12 protein-coding genes and 5 pseudogenes are annotated in these 15,511 nt (G+C 62.6%); 10 read left to right on the forward strand and 7 right to left on the reverse strand.

What is annotated here, in order from left to right; genetic code table 11:
• The first annotated feature begins 82 nt into the window (after positions 1 to 82).
• The 5 genes from CKW46_RS07220 (at position 83) to CKW46_RS07240 (ending at position 5,023) form a co-directional block, all read left to right on the forward strand.
• Positions 83 to 343 carry a hypothetical protein gene (locus CKW46_RS07220; protein WP_499018979.1) on the forward strand — a complete coding sequence of 87 codons (261 nt, stop codon included), beginning with the start codon at positions 83 to 85 and terminating at the stop codon, positions 341 to 343.
• Between the two features lie 1,218 nt (positions 344 to 1,561).
• The gene (locus CKW46_RS07225) at positions 1,562 to 1,864 is read left to right on the forward strand and encodes a cbb3-type cytochrome c oxidase subunit I (protein WP_240274273.1); all 303 of its coding nucleotides are present in this window, start codon (positions 1,562 to 1,564) and stop codon (positions 1,862 to 1,864) included.
• A 134-nt stretch (positions 1,865 to 1,998) separates the two neighbouring features.
• Positions 1,999 to 2,586, forward strand: coding sequence for a peroxiredoxin (locus tag CKW46_RS07230; protein WP_015354582.1), 588 nt, complete (start codon positions 1,999 to 2,001; stop codon positions 2,584 to 2,586).
• A 610-nt stretch (positions 2,587 to 3,196) separates the two neighbouring features.
• Positions 3,197 to 3,583, forward strand: coding sequence for a VOC family protein (locus CKW46_RS07235; RefSeq protein WP_117438165.1), 387 nt, complete (start codon positions 3,197 to 3,199; stop codon positions 3,581 to 3,583).
• Positions 3,584 to 3,766: 183 nt separating this feature from the next.
• Complete coding sequence (locus CKW46_RS07240; RefSeq protein WP_499018980.1) at positions 3,767 to 5,023, forward strand: L-lactate permease; 1,257 nt, start codon at positions 3,767 to 3,769, stop codon at positions 5,021 to 5,023.
• A 134-nt stretch (positions 5,024 to 5,157) separates the two neighbouring features.
• Here CKW46_RS07240 and CKW46_RS07245 read toward each other — a convergent pair whose 3' ends face one another.
• Positions 5,158 to 5,661 (reverse strand): DUF309 domain-containing protein, encoded by a 504-nt coding sequence (locus CKW46_RS07245; protein WP_240274272.1) that lies wholly within the window; start codon positions 5,659 to 5,661, stop codon positions 5,158 to 5,160.
• A gap of 1 nt (position 5,662) precedes the next feature.
• Positions 5,663 to 6,409, reverse strand: coding sequence for a helix-turn-helix transcriptional regulator (locus CKW46_RS07250; RefSeq protein ID WP_499018982.1), 747 nt, complete (start codon positions 6,407 to 6,409; stop codon positions 5,663 to 5,665).
• 336 nt (positions 6,410 to 6,745) lie between these two features.
• Here CKW46_RS07250 and CKW46_RS07255 point away from each other — a divergent pair.
• Positions 6,746 to 7,728: pseudogene (locus CKW46_RS07255) on the forward strand (NAD(P)H-dependent flavin oxidoreductase).
• Positions 7,729 to 8,184: 456 nt separating this feature from the next.
• On the opposite strand, the pseudogene CKW46_RS07260 reads toward CKW46_RS07255, so the two are convergent.
• Positions 8,185 to 8,526 (reverse strand): annotated as a pseudogene (locus tag CKW46_RS07260) (cytochrome ubiquinol oxidase subunit I); the annotation flags it as partial.
• Positions 8,527 to 8,670: 144 nt separating this feature from the next.
• Between CKW46_RS07260 and CKW46_RS07265 the strand changes: the two are divergent.
• A pseudogene (locus tag CKW46_RS07265) lies at positions 8,671 to 9,874 on the forward strand (ISAs1-like element IS2404/ISMul1 family transposase).
• A 14-nt stretch (positions 9,875 to 9,888) separates the two neighbouring features.
• Here CKW46_RS07265 and CKW46_RS07270 read toward each other — a convergent pair.
• The 3 genes and pseudogenes from CKW46_RS07270 to CKW46_RS07280 all read right to left on the reverse strand — a co-directional run.
• Positions 9,889 to 11,292: pseudogene (locus CKW46_RS07270) on the reverse strand (cbb3-type cytochrome c oxidase subunit I); the annotation flags it as partial.
• 38 nt (positions 11,293 to 11,330) lie between these two features.
• Positions 11,331 to 12,155, reverse strand: a complete 825-nt coding sequence (locus CKW46_RS07275; RefSeq protein WP_015354590.1) for a class I SAM-dependent methyltransferase — start codon at positions 12,153 to 12,155, stop codon at positions 11,331 to 11,333.
• Positions 12,155 to 12,757 carry a DUF2249 domain-containing protein gene (locus CKW46_RS07280; protein WP_482053014.1) on the reverse strand — a complete coding sequence of 201 codons (603 nt, stop codon included), beginning with the start codon at positions 12,755 to 12,757 and terminating at the stop codon, positions 12,155 to 12,157. Before CKW46_RS07280 ends, CKW46_RS07275 begins: the two co-directional genes overlap by 1 nt.
• Before the next feature lie 250 nt (positions 12,758 to 13,007).
• Between CKW46_RS07280 and fdxA the strand changes: the two are divergent.
• The 3 genes and pseudogenes from fdxA to CKW46_RS07295 all read left to right on the forward strand — a co-directional run bounded on the left by fdxA (position 13,008) and on the right by CKW46_RS07295 (position 14,465).
• A pseudogene (gene fdxA / locus CKW46_RS07285) lies at positions 13,008 to 13,360 on the forward strand (ferredoxin).
• 5 nt (positions 13,361 to 13,365) lie between these two features.
• Positions 13,366 to 14,031 (forward strand): helix-turn-helix transcriptional regulator, encoded by a 666-nt coding sequence (locus tag CKW46_RS07290; protein ID WP_117438048.1) that lies wholly within the window; start codon positions 13,366 to 13,368, stop codon positions 14,029 to 14,031.
• The gene (locus CKW46_RS07295) at positions 14,028 to 14,465 is read left to right on the forward strand and encodes a hypothetical protein (RefSeq protein ID WP_015354593.1); all 438 of its coding nucleotides are present in this window, start codon (positions 14,028 to 14,030) and stop codon (positions 14,463 to 14,465) included. The genes CKW46_RS07290 and CKW46_RS07295 overlap by 4 nt, the downstream gene beginning before the upstream one ends.
• Before the next feature lie 524 nt (positions 14,466 to 14,989).
• On the opposite strand, the gene CKW46_RS07300 is transcribed toward CKW46_RS07295, so the two are convergent.
• Positions 14,990 to 15,373, reverse strand: a complete 384-nt coding sequence (locus CKW46_RS07300) for a DinB family protein (protein WP_117438042.1) — start codon at positions 15,371 to 15,373, stop codon at positions 14,990 to 14,992.
• Between the last annotated feature and the right edge of the window lie 138 nt (positions 15,374 to 15,511).

The following is a 15,511-nucleotide window of genomic DNA, read 5'->3' on the forward strand; positions in this document are numbered from 1 at the left end:
AGACGATGCCTGTCTTTGGCCTCCTCCGAAATGTGGCGCGCTGGCCGGGATCACGATCACCTCCGCGGCCGGACTTGCGCACGTGGCGGCGCATGCGCGTAGCGCGGCATGGTCTAGATCGATGACCTTTTCATTTGTGCTGGCCAAAGTCGCTGCGATCAAATCGCGCAACTTCAAGGTGTTCATCGCTGCCAGCGTGGACACGTATTGGCCTCACCAGAGTGCCGATACCGCCATCACGATCGAACGCGCGTTCCGTTACGTCGAGGTCAGCGCCGACAGCATTTTCGCGCCCACGGCCCACGGCCCTCGGCCCTCGGCCGTGCCGAGTTCGCGAACTTAGCCGCAGTATCCCGCGCCCCTAGCACGCTGCCCGTGTAGGGACTGACGCTCGATGACCTCAGCGAGCTCGGGGTGGGTGCGGGTGTCAACCGGACCGGCGCCTACAGGTCCGGTTTGTACGCCGCCGCCCAGACGGCGCGGGGCGGTGCCCGACGGACAGCCACTGCCACCGTTCGTACCGCACTCTGAGCTGTAGGAGAGTCTGATTAACTACGAGAAGACCACGAGCACAACATAGTCGGCTTGGCCGCACGTTTCCGGGACGCCCCCGTTAAACGATCAAGAAGTTGGACGATGCCAACGCGAAACACCATGATCGATCGTTCACTGGGTGAGCTGAGACAGACCACAAACGGGACGCTCTGACCGCCGTGTGCTTCGGCGACCACTGGCATCCACCGACACCGGACGCACGTTGTGCCGCGCCACCGCCTCCCGACACCAGTGCTCGGTCTCGATCCTTATGCGACCATGACCGCGGGCTATCGGCGACTGGCACAACACGTCTACGATCACCTCGCGCCTGTGTTGTGGTTCGTTGTCAGCCTCCGGCAGCCGATCACTATCAAGACGGGCATCGATCTCTTAGGGCCGGCATCCAAGGCCTACGACGGGCCTCTGCCCACCCCCGCCGCCGAGGGTCGGCAGGATCAGTCGAGACTCCTCGTTGCATAGCATGTGCGATGGCGGAGGGTTTGCTTAGATGAGCCGGTAACGCATCACGACGGACACCTTATTCACTATAGTTTACTAGGTGTTATCGGATCGTCGCCGACGTGGTACTAGTGTTAAATTGTAGTTTCATCAGACGATTTCACGAATATGCTCCGAGTGCAGCGAACCGAAGGTCGCGGTATAGCGTGAGTACGCGGCTACTTGTTACCTCAAATCGTTATTTCCTATAGGATACACGGTTGCCTGAATCACACTTTGTCTACTGCACTCGGTAGCATCCAGCGGTGCGTCCGGGCCGAGTGCGGTAGTCATCGCGAAGGAGGAAGTCACACCGCTTGGGATGGGACCCGGGAGAATCTAATGGCTGTCGAAGCGCCCCGAATCGGAAAACGCCAAGCAGGGAGTCCGTTCCCGGAGCAGACGGCGCTGCGGGGCAATCTGATCTGCAAGTTGGCGACAACGACCGATCACAAGTTGATCGGTGCCATGGATTGCGCCGCCTGCATGCTTCCTCTTCATCGGTCGCTTGACGGCACCGTCGACGTTGGCCGAGCTGGCGATTCCGGGCCTGCAGTTCCTGAGCGGCGAGCAGTGCAACCCGCTGCTCACCATGCACGGATTGGTGATGCTGGCGCTCTACGCCACTTCGGCCTTGTCCGGTTTCGCCAACCTGGTGCTGCCGCTGGGGATCGTCGCGCCGAACATGGCGCTCCCGCGGCTCAACGCCATCTCGCTCCGGCTCACGATATGGCAAATTGCCCACCCGAAGCCAGGATTCGGGCTGTGGTCTCGCGAGGCCGTCCTCCCAACTCATCTCAGTCACAACGCCATTGGGGTCCACCATTAGCGGGTGAGGAACTCGTTCCGGCGGCTGGGCGACAAAGGTGCGCCATGTGTGGTTGAGCTGAGAGACGCGCTCGCAGCACGTCGGTTTGTGCATCCGATAACCCAATTACCCACGACAGGACAGGATTGAGGATCATGACCCTTCTGACCATCGGTGATGAATTTCCGCAGTATTCCTTGACCGCGGTCGTCGGCGGCGATCTGAAGGCAGTGAATGCACAGTCGCCCGCAGACTACTTCACGCAAATATCCAGCACCGACCATCCAGGTCTATGGCGCGTTGTTTTCTTCTGGCCCAAGGACTTCACATTCGTCTGTCCTACCGAGATTGCGGCGTTCGGGAAGCTGAACGACGAATTCGAGGACCGAGACACCAAGATTCTTGGTGTCTCGGTCGATAACGAGTTTGTCCACTTCCAGTGGCGCGCACAAAACGAGGATCTTCGAACAGTGCCGTTTCCGATGGCCAGCGACCTGAAGCGCGAGTTGAGCACCGCCGCAGGTGTTCTCAACGCTGACGGTGTCGCTGACCGCGCAACATTCATCGTCGACCCCGACAACATTGTTGAATTCGTATCCGTCACCGCGGGATCGGTCGGCCGCAACGTCGATGAGGTTCTTCGGGTCCTCGACGCACTGCAATCCGATGAACTGTGCGCTTGCAACTGGCGCAAGGGAGATCCGACCCTCGACGCGGGTCGGCTCCTCGGGGAAGCGGTGTAGCGATGAGCAGCGGCGGTAGCTACCCGCCTCCGCAAACGCCGGCGCGTCGCGTTGAACAATTTTCGAGTTGCTATGGCTGGTAGCGATTGTCGCAAGGACGTCACGCAGACCCTCCCGCTTCCGGCATCAGCGGGCTCAGTGTTGTCATTTCGGGGTTGTGGACATACCAGAGGACGCTGGTGAGAGGACCGGCTCGAATTGGACTGTGGCTGTTGGCATTGGGTGCGCCGCTCGGGTGGCCGATCGGCCTGGGCGATCTCCGACCTCACACGCTACGCAAGCTCGGGAGCGTGAATCCCAGATCCATCCTTCAGGCGCATATCGACTTCATCATGATGGTTATCATCCTGGTCGCGGTGGGTACGGCGATCGACTCTGCCCATTCTGGATTCAAGTTCTCCTCGTGGTCGGAGCGACGGTGAACCAGCCCTTATTCCTCCCGTTAGCCTTCCGTGAATCGTGGCCGCAGAACCTCGCTGACCGAATCGCGGGCGCTATCTCGCCACTGCCATATCAGCCGGGACTACCGTCGCCGCCTCGATCGGCACCACCCTGTAGACCGCGACCTTCCGTCACGTCAACTCGATAAACAGAACAGGAAAAAGTACCAATGGCTATTACTGGAATCTCCCACGTCGCACTTACCGTGACCGACCTCGACCGCAGTGCCGCTTGGTATGCCCAGGTACTGGGCTGGACGGAGATAAATCGAGGTCGCGACGCCACCGACGTCGCCGTCGGGCTCCTCCCGGGTGGGCTGCTGATCGTGCTGCGCCGCCACGACATCACTCGAGCCGAATCCTTCGAGGAGTCCCGCCCCGGACTGGACCACCTGAGCTTCCAGGTCGCCTCGACCGACGATCTGAGCCAGCTCACCAAAACACTGACCGACGTCGGGGCCACCTTCACACCCGCACAGGAATTCGAGTACGGATGGATCCTGCCGTTTCGGGACCCCGACAACATCGCTCTCGAGGCGCAGCTCCCGAACTATTGAGGCGGACGATCCCCTTTGTCCAAGAACTCGCCGCGGTCGCCCCGATCGCAGTTGTGCTCGTCCTGCTCATGTTCCGGATTCCCTCACTGTGGGCCGGGGTGGGGGGGATTCGTCACGGCCCTCATCGCGGCAACCACCTGCTATCGAATCAGCGACACCGAAGTCGGTACCACCGTTTCGACGATGGCGCCCACGGTCGCCATGGTCGCGTTCATTTTGCTCGGAGGGGTGGGCCTGGCCGAGACGATGAACCTCAGCGGAGCCCAAGAACGGATCTCCGCGTGGCTAGAGCAGGTCGAGTCCGGCGCAGACAGAACCACCACTCTTCTTCTTCTGGTCTATGGCATGACTCCCCTGATGGAGTCAGTCACCGGATTCGGTCTGGGCGTGGTGATCACCGCGCCCCTGCTAATCCGGCACGGTTTGGCGCCGATCAAGGCGGTGATGGTCGGACTGCTTGGCCTGGTTCTCGTCCCCTGGGGCTCACTTGCCCCCGGAACGTTAATAGCGGCCGACCTCGGCGGCCAGAACTTCAACGACCTGGGAGTATGGTCGGCAATCTTCACACTGCCTGTATTGGTGGTGGGTATGACAGCAGTCTTGGCCTTGACCATCGGGCGCCCGAATGTGCGCCAACTTGGCCTAGCAGGAGTCGTCATCCTCACACAAGAAACGACGTTGGTGGCCGCCAACCTCGCCCTCGGGCCGCCTCTGGCAGGTGTGATCGCGGGTACAGCTGTCATCGCGGTACTGCTAATCCGGACCTGGTCTGTGAACGGCCCACTGCCACGCGTGAGCCCTGAACTGGCCGTGGCCATGGTTCCCTACCTCGTGCTCGGCTGCGGAATCTTGCTCGCCACCGCCGGCCTCGAGCTCGCCGACACCAGCGAGCAGCCAAGCTGGGTCAGTAGTCCCGCGCTGTGGGTCAACATGGCAGTCCTCGCCGGCCTGTCCATACTCAGAGCCCCCCACCGTCGGAAACTGACTGCGATCGGCACGATCGTCCGCAAGTGGGTGCCGGTTGCGGGCAACACGCTGATCTTCATGCTGCTCGGCATCGTCATGGCAGCCACCGGCATGGCTCAGCACCTCGCCGACACCGCCGCACATTCCGGGCTCGGCTTCGTGGCCGCGATCCCCGCGATCGGAGCCTTGGGCGGCTACCTCACCGGATCCAACACTGGTGCCGCAGCGATGTTCTCGGCAGGCACCGCCAGCGCCGCCACCAGTCTCGGAGCAAATCCTTTGATCGCCCTTGCAGGCCAGAACGTCGCCGGCTCCATCGCCATCATCGCTTCGCCACCCCGCATCGCCCTCGCCACGGTCGTTGCACTTGAGCCCGGCGAGCAGTTACCGCGTACGGCAAAACAAGCGCTATACCTCGTGGTGAGCGTCGTCGCCTTGGTCCTGGGGGCGATCGTGCTAAGCCTTGCCACCTGACAGCCGACCGCCCCGATGTCGGTAGAGACCAGCATGGCTGAGGACGGCGCGCGGCGACTTCGTTGGGCCCGGCGGATTTGGTTTACCTCACCCGCCGGACAGCACTGCGGTATCTGGGGTGTGGGTAGTTTCGGTCAGTGTGTCGACGATAATCCCGGGTTAACTAACCGGAGTCGTAGTCGTGTCGGTGTGATCGTTGCACCCTCGGCAAGGTCGTCGGCGAGCGTGATTGCGGCGGCGATCAGACCGGCGGTGTCGACCGCGTACGGTGCTGGCTGGGCGATGTTGGCGAGGCGAGCCGCTGCGCGCCGCAGCAGGGCAGCGGCGCCCTTGCGGTTGCCTCGCTGAACGTGGGTGATGCCAACGGCCAGTTGGGCCAGTCCTTGCCAGAGTATCCGCTCGTCGTCTGGGCCGTTCTTCCACGCCGCCTCGAATACCTCGTGGGCATTGAATGCCAGGCCACGGTTGAGCAGATCCTGCCCATAGGCGAGGGTTTCGGTCGGCCGGAGCTCTAGGTGATCTGGGGTGCGCGCCACCCCTTGACTGCCGCGCGGCAGCGGTCGCCCAAGTGCGTCTCGGGGGCGGGCGTTGCGGGGGCGGCCGAATTCATCACGGTCACGTTCAGGCGTGGCGACCATCTCACGCTCGTGTAGCCGGGTTGGGCGTCATGTGCCGTCCTCCGGCGCTGCGCCGGTATCGGCGCCCCCGGACAGCAGGCGCGGGTACGGATGACAGACGCGCGACGCGCAGGTCAGGCTCAAGGAATGCGTCGAGTCGGCTGACAGTCACCGGTGCGCGCAGCGCCGCGAGCACGCCCCGCATCGGTCCATGGCATAAGGCCCCGATCGGCGCGCCGTACGTCTCGACCGGATCGTAGAATGCACAGTGGCGCAAGCGGATTAGAGCAATTCGGCAGGCGGACAGTTCAGGGGTGAGACCGCGGTCATGACGAACGTCTGTCAGCTTGCCGATGGAGCGCGTCGTAGACGGCGCTGATGGACAATGATGCTCGACCATCACCGGTCCCCCTAAGTGACCGAGCTTATTCGCAACAGATGACGGGTCGTCGGCGGCGGTGTTTAGTGAGGTGGTGGGGATATGGGTGAGTAGCCAGTCGTGCATCGGGCCGTTTGGATCCCTGCGGCGGATCGCCCGGTACAGCCCTGGAGGGCAGCCGTGGTCGACGGTTTTATCGACCAGCTGCTCAACACGTCCGATACGCGCCAGTGCGTCGACACGGAATCGCACCGCGTTGGCCGGCACGCCCGCGTCGTCGTCCGGGCCGGTGATATTGCGGAATTGTGCTGAGCGGCGCGGCATCCGAAGGGTGGGATCGCGTCGCCCCAATGGCGGGCGTAATGTGCGGGTAGCGCTGATGGAGGGCACTCGGTCAGTATTACTCTAATACCACTTGGAGGAATAGCATCAATGTGTGAGTCTTCCGGATACGGCGGCGTCCGCGGAGGGTGTCGATCGTGTGAGAGATGCCCAACGCGACAGCACCCGGAGGGTTCACATCGGAGTGACCTCCTGGCGCCCGGGGAGTCGTTTGCTGACGCCGGCATTGGCCGTCTTGCTGCAGTTGCACTACCATGTCGCCTGTGACTGGTGCCACCTGCAGGCCACTCAGTCCCACCGAAAGTGGCACGGCACCATCCCGTCGCTTGTGATGACGATCACCCACCGTATTCCTGAGCAGCAAGTCACTGATCGATGCGTCCGATGAGTGCGCGGTGGGCGCTGTCGACTGAGTGGTCGCACGCGATGGGTCTCGATGTGCCGATCGTTAATGCCCCGATGGGCGGTGTGGCTGGCGGCGCACTGGCCGCCGCGGTGTCGCGCGCGGGCGGGCTGGGCATGATCGGGATCGGCAGTGCGGGTTCTGTACAACGGCTTGAGGTGGAGCTTCGCTATCTCTCGGAATTGGGCCGACCATTCGGTATCGGCCTGGTGGACTGGATGGCATCGAGCCAGCCAGAGCTGCTCGATGCCGCGATCGCGGTCAGGCCGACTCTGCTCTCGGTCAGCTTCGGTGACACCTGGGAGTGGGTGCGGCGTGCGCATGACGCGGGTCTGGTGGTGGCGACGCAGGTGAGCGATCTGCGCGGCGCCGATCGTGCCGTCCTGGCCGGAGTCGATGTCGTCGTCGCACGCGGCGCCGAAGGCGGCGGCCATGGGCAGCCACACGTCGGCGCGCTGCCGCTGCTCACCGCCCTGCTCGATCAATTGCCCGTTCCGGTGCTGGCCGCTGGCGGGGTTTCGACCGGGGGGGTGTGGCCGCTGTGCTCGCGGCAGGAGCCGCCGCAGCCTGGGTGGGCACCGCGTTTTGCGCCTGCACCGAAACGTTGTTGTCCGACAAGGCCCGCCGCGCCCTGCTCGCAGCCGGTGACACCGACACCGTCACGACTCGCGTCTACGACATCGCGCAGCGCTACCCGTGGCCACCATCTGTCCCCGAACGAGTATTGCAGAACAGTTTCACCGATCGTTGGGACGGCGCCGAGGACACGCTTAGCGCCGATCAAAATGCTTGTGCCGCATTGAGTGTGGCTGTCGCCGCTGAGGACTATCAGCAGGCGCCGATCAACGCTGGGCAGGGCGTTGGCACGCTCGAGACCATCCGCCCCGCCGGCGAGGTGATCAATGAGCTGGCCACGCAGGCGGCCAGTCTCCTTAGCCGGTGGGGCGCGCCGACGCCGCCCTGAGGGCACAGACCGTCACGGTCAGCGGCGTAGCGTGACTGCATCGAATCCAGCGGCCATCGGCCCGGCTAGTTGCAGTCATTCCGATACTTCGGGACGCGATGAGGCCGACGTGCCGGCCGCAACTGCTGGGTGCTGTGCATGCAACCACGCCGGGCTCCTCCACCTGCTGACCTAATAGCATTGTGCTGCAACCTGATTCATCGCAGTAACGAATAGCTTCGGGGCTCGGGAACACGGAACAGACCTACCGTCGCTCGGCGGGTCGCCGTTACTCTTTAGAGATTTCCCGCACCGATAGGGCGAGCTGAATCACCAGACTCGACCAATTGTTCGGCAAGAGTTCGCGATCCAGATTGGGTTCATGCCAGCGGCGTGAAGGGCTCGCCTGTGGCGTACGTCGCGAAGCGTCAGGCTCGACGTGCCTGACGCTGATCGCCGGGTCGGCGCATCCTGCCGCTAGGTTGTCGGGATCGTCGCCCTTTTCTGGTCGGTGTTGGCGGTGTGTCGTCGGACGTGCGATTCGCTGCGCATGCGGTCGATCATGTGGGGGTAGTGCAGTTCGAAGGCGGGCCGCTCGGAACGGATGCGGGGCAATTCGGTGAAGTTGTGTCGGGGCGGTTGGCAGCTGGTGGCCCACTCCAACGAGTTGCCGTGTCCCCAGGGATCATCGACGGTCACGGGTTGGCCGTAACGCCAGCTTTTGAACACGTTCCACACGAACGGCAGCATCGAGGCACCCAGAATGAAAGCCCCGATGGTGGACACGACATTGAATGTGGTGAAGCCGTCGGTGGGCAGGCAGGGCTCCGGCGTTGTTGATTAGCAGGCTTGTGAGCTGGGTTGATGATCTTTGGTGCCGCGCTATTGGGGCCGGAGTGTAGGCACGGGCTCTCTGGAGAACGATCGAGTTGGTTACTGTTCGTCGTTGGTCTGGAGTTGCCCGTGCCTACCGTTTCAGTATTGCCTGTGTCGTCGGTTCCAGAGGTGTTCGACCGCTGGAGTCCTGGTGAGCGTAGCGAGCTCATCGGATCGGAGTTTCTCGATGTGTTGGCCTCGGTGCCGGACCCGAGGGACCCACGCGGTCGGAGGTATTCGCTGATGGCTTTGTTGGCGATCGCGGTTCTGGCCACTGCCGCGGGGATGCGCGGCTATGCTGGTTTTGCCACATGGGCGGCCACCGCTCCCGATGATGTGTTGGCCTAATTAGGGGTCCGGTTCCGGCGGCCCAGTGAGAAGACCTTCCGCGATGTTTTGTCTCGGCTAGACCCCTCCGACCTCAACGCCAGGATGGGCAGTTACTTCACTGCACACGTGGCCAGCAGCGACCCCAGTGGATTGGTGCCGATCGCGTTGGACGGCAAGATGCTGCGTGGTGCCTTTACGCGCCAAAGCGACAGCCACGCATCTCGTGTCGGTGTTCGCCCACCGTGCCCGATTGGTGCTCGGTCAACTCGCTGTCGCCGAGAAAAGCAATGAAATTCCCTGCGTACGTGCCCTGCTCACGCTGCTGCCGGGTAGCTTGCGGTGGCTGGTCACCGTGGATGCGATGCATACCCAGGTCGTCACCGCGAAGTTGATCTGCGCCACCTTGAAGTCGCACTACCTGATGATCGTCAAGTCCAACCAAGCCAAAATACTTGCGCGTATCACCGCGCTGCCCTGGGCCGAGGTGCCCACAGCCGCTACCGACGACTCCCGCGACCACGGCCGTGTCGAGACCCGCACCCTGCAAATCATCACCGCTGCACGAGGAATCGGCTTCCCCTACGCAAAACAAATCATCCGGATCACTCGTGAACGCTTGATCACCGCCACCGACCAGCGCAGCGTGGAGGTGGTCTATGCCATCTGCAGCCTGCCGTTCGAGCACGCCCGCCCTACCGCGATCATGACCTGGATGCGTCAACACTGGGGAATCGAGAACAGCCTGCACTGGATACGCGACGTCACCTTCGACGAAGACCGTCAAAGGGCACATACCGGAAACGGCGCACAGGTCCTAGCAACGCTACGCAACACCGCGATCAATCTGCACCGCCTCAACGGCGCCGACAACATCGCCGAAGCCTGCCGGATCACCGCTTTGACCGCCAACCGCCGCCTAGACCTCCTCAATCCACAATTCCCCAGCTCACAAGCCTGCTAATCAACAACGCCGGAGCCCTGGGTGGGCAGGTAGTCGGCGTAGCGGCGGGGCATGCCCATGTTGCCCAGCCAGTGTTGTACCAAAAAGGTGGTGTGAAAGCCGATGAGGGTCAGCCAGAAGTGCAGCTTGCCCCACCGCTCGTCGAGGAGCCGGCCGGTCATCTTTGGGAACCAGAAGTAGACCCCGGCGAAGGTGGAAAACACGATGGTGCCGAACAGCACATAGTGGAAGTGTGCGACCACGAAATAGGTGTCGGTGACGTGGAAGTCGATTGGTGGGCTGGCCAGCAGCACCCCCGACAAGCCGCCGAGGAGGAAGGTCACCAAGAAGCCCACCGCAAACAGCATCGGGGTTTCAAAAGTCAGCTGCCCCTTCCACATGGTGCCGATCCAGTTGAAGAATTTGATCCCGGTCGGCACCGCGATGAGATAGCTCATGAAGGAGAAGAACGGCAGCAGCACCGCGCCGGTGGCGAACATGTGGTGCGCCCACACCGCGGTCGACAGTGCGGCGATGCTCATCGTGGCATAGACCAACGTGGTGTAGTCGAACACCGGTTTACGGGCAAACACCGGTACCACCTCGCTGATGATGCCGAAAAACGGCAGTGCGACAACATAGACCTCGGGATGCCCGAAGAACCAGAACAGGTGCTGCCACAGAATTACGCCGCCGTTGGCCGGGTCGTAGACGTGAGCGCCCAGGTGCCGATCGGCGGCTAGGCCGAACAACGCCGCGGTCAGCAGGGGAAATATGATCAGCACCATGATCGAGGTGATCAAGATGTTCCAGGTAAAGATCGGCATCCGAAACATCGTCATCCCCGGCGCGCGCAGACACACCACCGTGGTGATCATGTTGACCGCACCCAAGATGGTGCCCAACCCGCCGACCGCCAAACCCAGGATCCACAGATCGGCTCCCGCGCCGGGACTTTGCACCGCGTTGGACAGCGGGGTGTAGGCGGTCCAGCCGAAATCCGCGGCACCACCGGGGGTGATGAACCCCGCTATGGCGATCAGCGCGCCGAACACGAACAACCAAAACGACAACGCATTAAGCCGCGGGAACGCTACATCGGGTGCGCCGATTTGCAGCGGCAGCACCAGATTAGCGAACCCGAACACGATGGGTGTGGCGTAAAACAGCAGCATGATCGTGCCGTGCATGGTGAACAGCTGGTTGAATTGCTCGTTGGACAAAAACTGCAATCCGGGCGCGGCGAGCTCAGCGCGCATCAGCAACGCCAGCAACCCGCCCACAAAAAAGAACACAAAGCACGCGACGCAATACATGATGCCGATCAGCTTGTGGTCGGTGGTCGTCAACAGCCGGTAGATCAACGCGCCTTTTGGCTGCAGCCGCGCCGGAAATGGGCGACGCGCCACCAATTCTCGCGGCGCCACTTCGATAGCCATCAACCCCTCCGTTACTACATGTCGTTGCGGGTTGGCCGTCAGCCAGGGTCGGCTGTGGGTTTGTGGGCCACGATCGCGACAGCGATTAGCCGGTGGCGGTGTCGGCGGAAAACCCGACGCATCTGAGCCACACGCCGGCGGGCGTTGCGGTGGATCACCACGTTGATGACAAACCGCAGTGCTCGTAGGAGGCCTTCGTCGGTGATCAGCCGTCGCGGTTGCAGCAAGGCCATCGGCGCGGTGGCGACGTGATCGACGACCAGATCATGCTGGGCGAGCAGTCGTGTCCACTCGGCAACGGTTAGGGGGCGGGCGTTGACTTTGATCGCTCGGGCAAGTGATTGCCGGACATCGGTTTTGACCTCATCGCCGATCGTGTCGGGGGTCAAGGCGAGTTCGTGGATGGCGTAGCGTCCGCCCGGTCGCAACACCCGCGATGCTTCGGCAATGATGGTGTGCTTGGCCGGATCATTCTGCATGGTCAGCATCGCCTCACCGACCACCACGTCGCGGCTGGCGTCGGGCAGGCCGGTCTGAGCCGCGTCGGCGATCCGAACCATCCCTCGCCCGGAAATAATGTTGCGAACCGATTCAGCGGCGTCGGGGTCTTGTTCTACACCGAAATAGGACCGAGGATTTCGGTCGAGGATCTCGGTTGCGGTGCGGCCCAAGCCTGGAGCCAGTTCCAGAACGTCCGCGTCGGCGACATCGGCGCCGGCCAGCATCGCGCGGGTAAGCCCGATCCCGCCGGGGCGTAACACTCGTTTGCCGAGACGCGCGAGCAGCCAATGGCCCTGCAGGTTGTTATCGCCGCGGCCCGACCCCGGAAGCTTCGCCTGACGGTCGCGCGTCTCGCCGCTCATCAGGTCTGCCCCACGGTGGGACTCAGGGGCAGGATTTCCCGTTTTTGGTGCACGGTCAGGTAACGCAGTCCGTCAGGGCCGGCGGTGAACTCCCGGCGTGAGCGGCGCTGTAGCCACAGCAGCGCACCGGGGGCCAGCTCGACAGTGCCCACTTCGGTGGTGAGCCGACCGCTGCCAGACACGACGTGGATCAAGACGTCGACATCGGCTCCGGTGTGGGTGTCGATCCTCCCGTGGGGTGCCAGCGCGATGACATTGGAGTCCAGATCCCGCTCGCGCACTTCTAACTTCCACGCCACCCCGGCGGTATCGGGTTGTGCACCGGCGCCGGCGATATCGGCGGTGTTGATCAGCGTCCGCGGCAGCGCGATGGTGGTGCGTTTTTGGATCCGGATCCTCCAGACCGTGGGGCCGGCTTCGATGTACTCCCATCCATAGCTGCCGGCGTAATCGGCCTCGAATTCGGCATGGAGGTGTTGGGGGTCGTGATTGTTGACCAACACAAAAGAATCGCCCACCGGCAGGTCGGCGTAGGAGGCGAAGATCAGCGGGTGCTTGTCGGTTTTGCGTAGCTGTCGCACGTCGAGTTCCCTGTCGGCCAACGGGTTTCGCGCCTCCCTCTATTTCTACAATACTACTTGTGTAAACAAGCTACCTCATGTGGTCGCCGTTGGGAAGACCGTCATTGCTGGGTGGATTGCGAGGAAAGTAGTGTGATGAACACCGTGGCAGTGGGGACTGGTGGAGTGGGGAGTGACAGCCGCCGCGCCGTGGTCGCTCGCCGCTTCGCAAGTTCACGCGCCACACGCCCGCGCTCTGTTTTGTACAACCAATCTTGTGTAAACTAGGGGTATGACGTATGTGATCGGTGAGCCGTGTGTGGATGTGATGGATCGGGCATGTGTAGAGGAGTGCCCGGTGGAATGCATCTATGAGGGTGGTCGCGCGCTCTACATCCATCCCGACGAATGTGTGGATTGCGGAGCGTGTGACCCGTTTGCCCAGTCGAGGCGATCTACTACGAGGACGATCTGCCCCACGAGTTGCGGCCGTATCAGGCGGACAATGCGGCGTTTTTCTGCGAAACGCTGCCAGGTCGCGACCAGCCGCTGGGGTCACCGGGGGGAGCCGCCAAAGTAGGTGCGTTGGGTGTTGACGCACCCCTGGTGGCCAGCCTGCCCCAGCGAGATCGCCAGCACGGGTGAGCGTGATGGTGCTGACACGTGAGGAGTTACCCGGTCGCCGTCGCGATGTGCTGCAGGTGTTAAAGGCGGCGCGCCGCCCAATGAGCATTACCGCGGTCGCCGAGGTGCTGGGTGTGCATCCCAACACCGTGCGGTTCCATCTAGACACGTTGGTCGGTGACGGCCGCGTCGAGCGCGTCGAGTCCGACCGCAAGCGACCGGGACGCCCGCCGCTGATGTTTGCCGCGGTTCGCCAGATGGACCGCAGCGGACCGCGCCATTACCGGCTGCTCGCCGAGATCCTGGCCATGAGTCTGGCCGCCGGCCGCGACCCCCGTGGCAAGGCGCTAGCTGCGGGCCGCGCCTGGGGTCAGCAGATGAGAATCCCTGCGCCACAAAGGAAACGCGCGAGCACCACGGAAGCGATCGACCACCTCGTCAATGCACTCGACGAATTGGGCTTTGCACCAGAACGCCGCAAATCCGATGGGGCACAGCAGATTGGCCTGCGGCATTGCCCATTTCTGGAGCTCGCCGAGGCCCGAGCCACCATCGTGTGTCCCATCCACCTCGGGCTCATGCAGGGCGTCCTGGAAAGCCAGGCTGCGCCGGTCACCGTCGACCGGCTCGACGCATTCGCCGAACCGGATCTATGCCTGGCTCACCTCACCATCGACAGAACACCCAGGTGACCGCGAAAGCGGCGATCGCCGTTGCGGTCACGTTCGTGTGGCTGGGAATGGTGCTCGCTATCTCGTTTCTGGAAGCACCCTTGAAGTTCCGCGCACCCAATGTGACGTTGCCGATCGGTCTGGGGATTGGCCGCCTAGTTTTTCGTGCGCTCAACACAGTGGAGATCGTGTTTGCCGTCGTTATCGCAGCGGTGGTGCTGGCCAGCCCGACGTCGGTAGGCACCGTCGCGGCATTCGTGATCGCTGACGCGACGCTCGTCGCTCAGTTGAGCGCGGTGCGACCGTTCTTGAACCGTCGATCCGACAAAGTGCTCGCCGGGGTCAACGCATCCCGCTCTCGCAGCCACTACGCTTATGTCGGACTGGAAGTGGCCAAAGTCATCGCGTTAGCGGTTGGGGGAAGTCTTTTGGCCCTCAGTCACCCTGTCTCCTGACCGCAAAGGCATTCAGAGTAGCAGGAAACGGTGCTAGCACCGGACCACGCCTTTATCCAGCGCTACTGGTCGGAACCTCACGACGAGTGCTGACCTGTTGGCTAACATATTTGTCGCGACCGCAACGGCTGGCGAGGCCGCCTCAACAACCACACGGCTCGGCGTGCTCGCTGTCGAGTGCCCCGTCTTTTTCGGTCGTGATGGGACGAGTTCGGTCTATTCCTCGGCTACGACCCGGATTGAATGGGTTCTTCGGAGCACAAACATAATTCGGGCATGCAAGACGCGGTCTCTGCGCGGGATCACATCCCTCGCCACATTCCCACGAAGGCCGCCACACTCAAGTGTCCGCGCCTGTTGATCCGCGCACCTGACCCGAAAAGACCGGCCGGCAATGGTGTTGGCCGATTCGCTGCGGACCCACCCTGTCCGCTTAGGCAGTAACATGCGCCGACCAGTTGTTCGACCTCACCCGAGGATGGCCAAGGCGCCACTCGATCGAGGAATCGGACGGACACCGTTGATCAACTCTGTTTTGGCAGAGACGTTTTCGTGCGTGTGGCATCGATGATGCGGTGGATATCCCAAAGGTGGTGATGACATTCGTGCACCACGTTGCGAATCGCGTCCACAGCGGTCAGTTCGCCGCGTTCCGGGTGTCCGAAGATCGCAGAGTTACGTAGCGCGTCGTCCGAGGTCGCGTTGCACTCTTGGTAGGAACGATGCAGTGACCACATGGCGCTCGCGTAGGGGATCCGCGAATAGTTGCGAGCGGCGGCGAGACGGTCTTGATCAAAGGGTGCTACCGGGGTGACCGATGGGTCGGAGCCGGCGCCGGCGAATCGTTCGGCCCAGATGCGCTCGTGATCAGCAATGTGGCAGATGTACTCGCCGACCGACCATTGCAGACAGGATGCGGTCTAGCCGAACTCGGACGGACCCACGACCGCAACGAGCCGATCATGCACTTGGATATGACACTGCGCGAGTTGCGCCGCCGGTTGCGTCCATCGATAACCGCATTCTCGACAGGGTTCACCGAACTC

It is taken from the genome of Mycobacterium liflandii (genome assembly GCF_022354805.1).
Lineage (GTDB): Bacteria > Actinomycetota > Actinomycetes > Mycobacteriales > Mycobacteriaceae > Mycobacterium > Mycobacterium marinum.

Excerpts from the sequence above, each read along its gene's own strand:
- CKW46_RS07230 (WP_015354582.1), top strand. The coding sequence starts at position 1,999 with ATGACCCTTCTGACCATCGGTGATGAATTTCCGCAGTATTCCTTGACC.
- CKW46_RS07290 (WP_117438048.1), top strand. The coding sequence starts at position 13,366 with ATGGTGCTGACACGTGAGGAGTTACCCGGTCGCCGTCGCGATGTGCTG.
- CKW46_RS07240 (WP_499018980.1), top strand. The coding sequence starts at position 3,767 with ATGGCGCCCACGGTCGCCATGGTCGCGTTCATTTTGCTCGGAGGGGTG.
- CKW46_RS07235 (WP_117438165.1), top strand. The coding sequence starts at position 3,197 with ATGGCTATTACTGGAATCTCCCACGTCGCACTTACCGTGACCGACCTC.
- CKW46_RS07275 (WP_015354590.1), bottom strand. The coding sequence starts at position 12,155 with ATGAGCGGCGAGACGCGCGACCGTCAGGCGAAGCTTCCGGGGTCGGGC.
- CKW46_RS07245 (WP_240274272.1), bottom strand. The coding sequence starts at position 5,661 with ATGGTCGCCACGCCTGAACGTGACCGTGATGAATTCGGCCGCCCCCGC.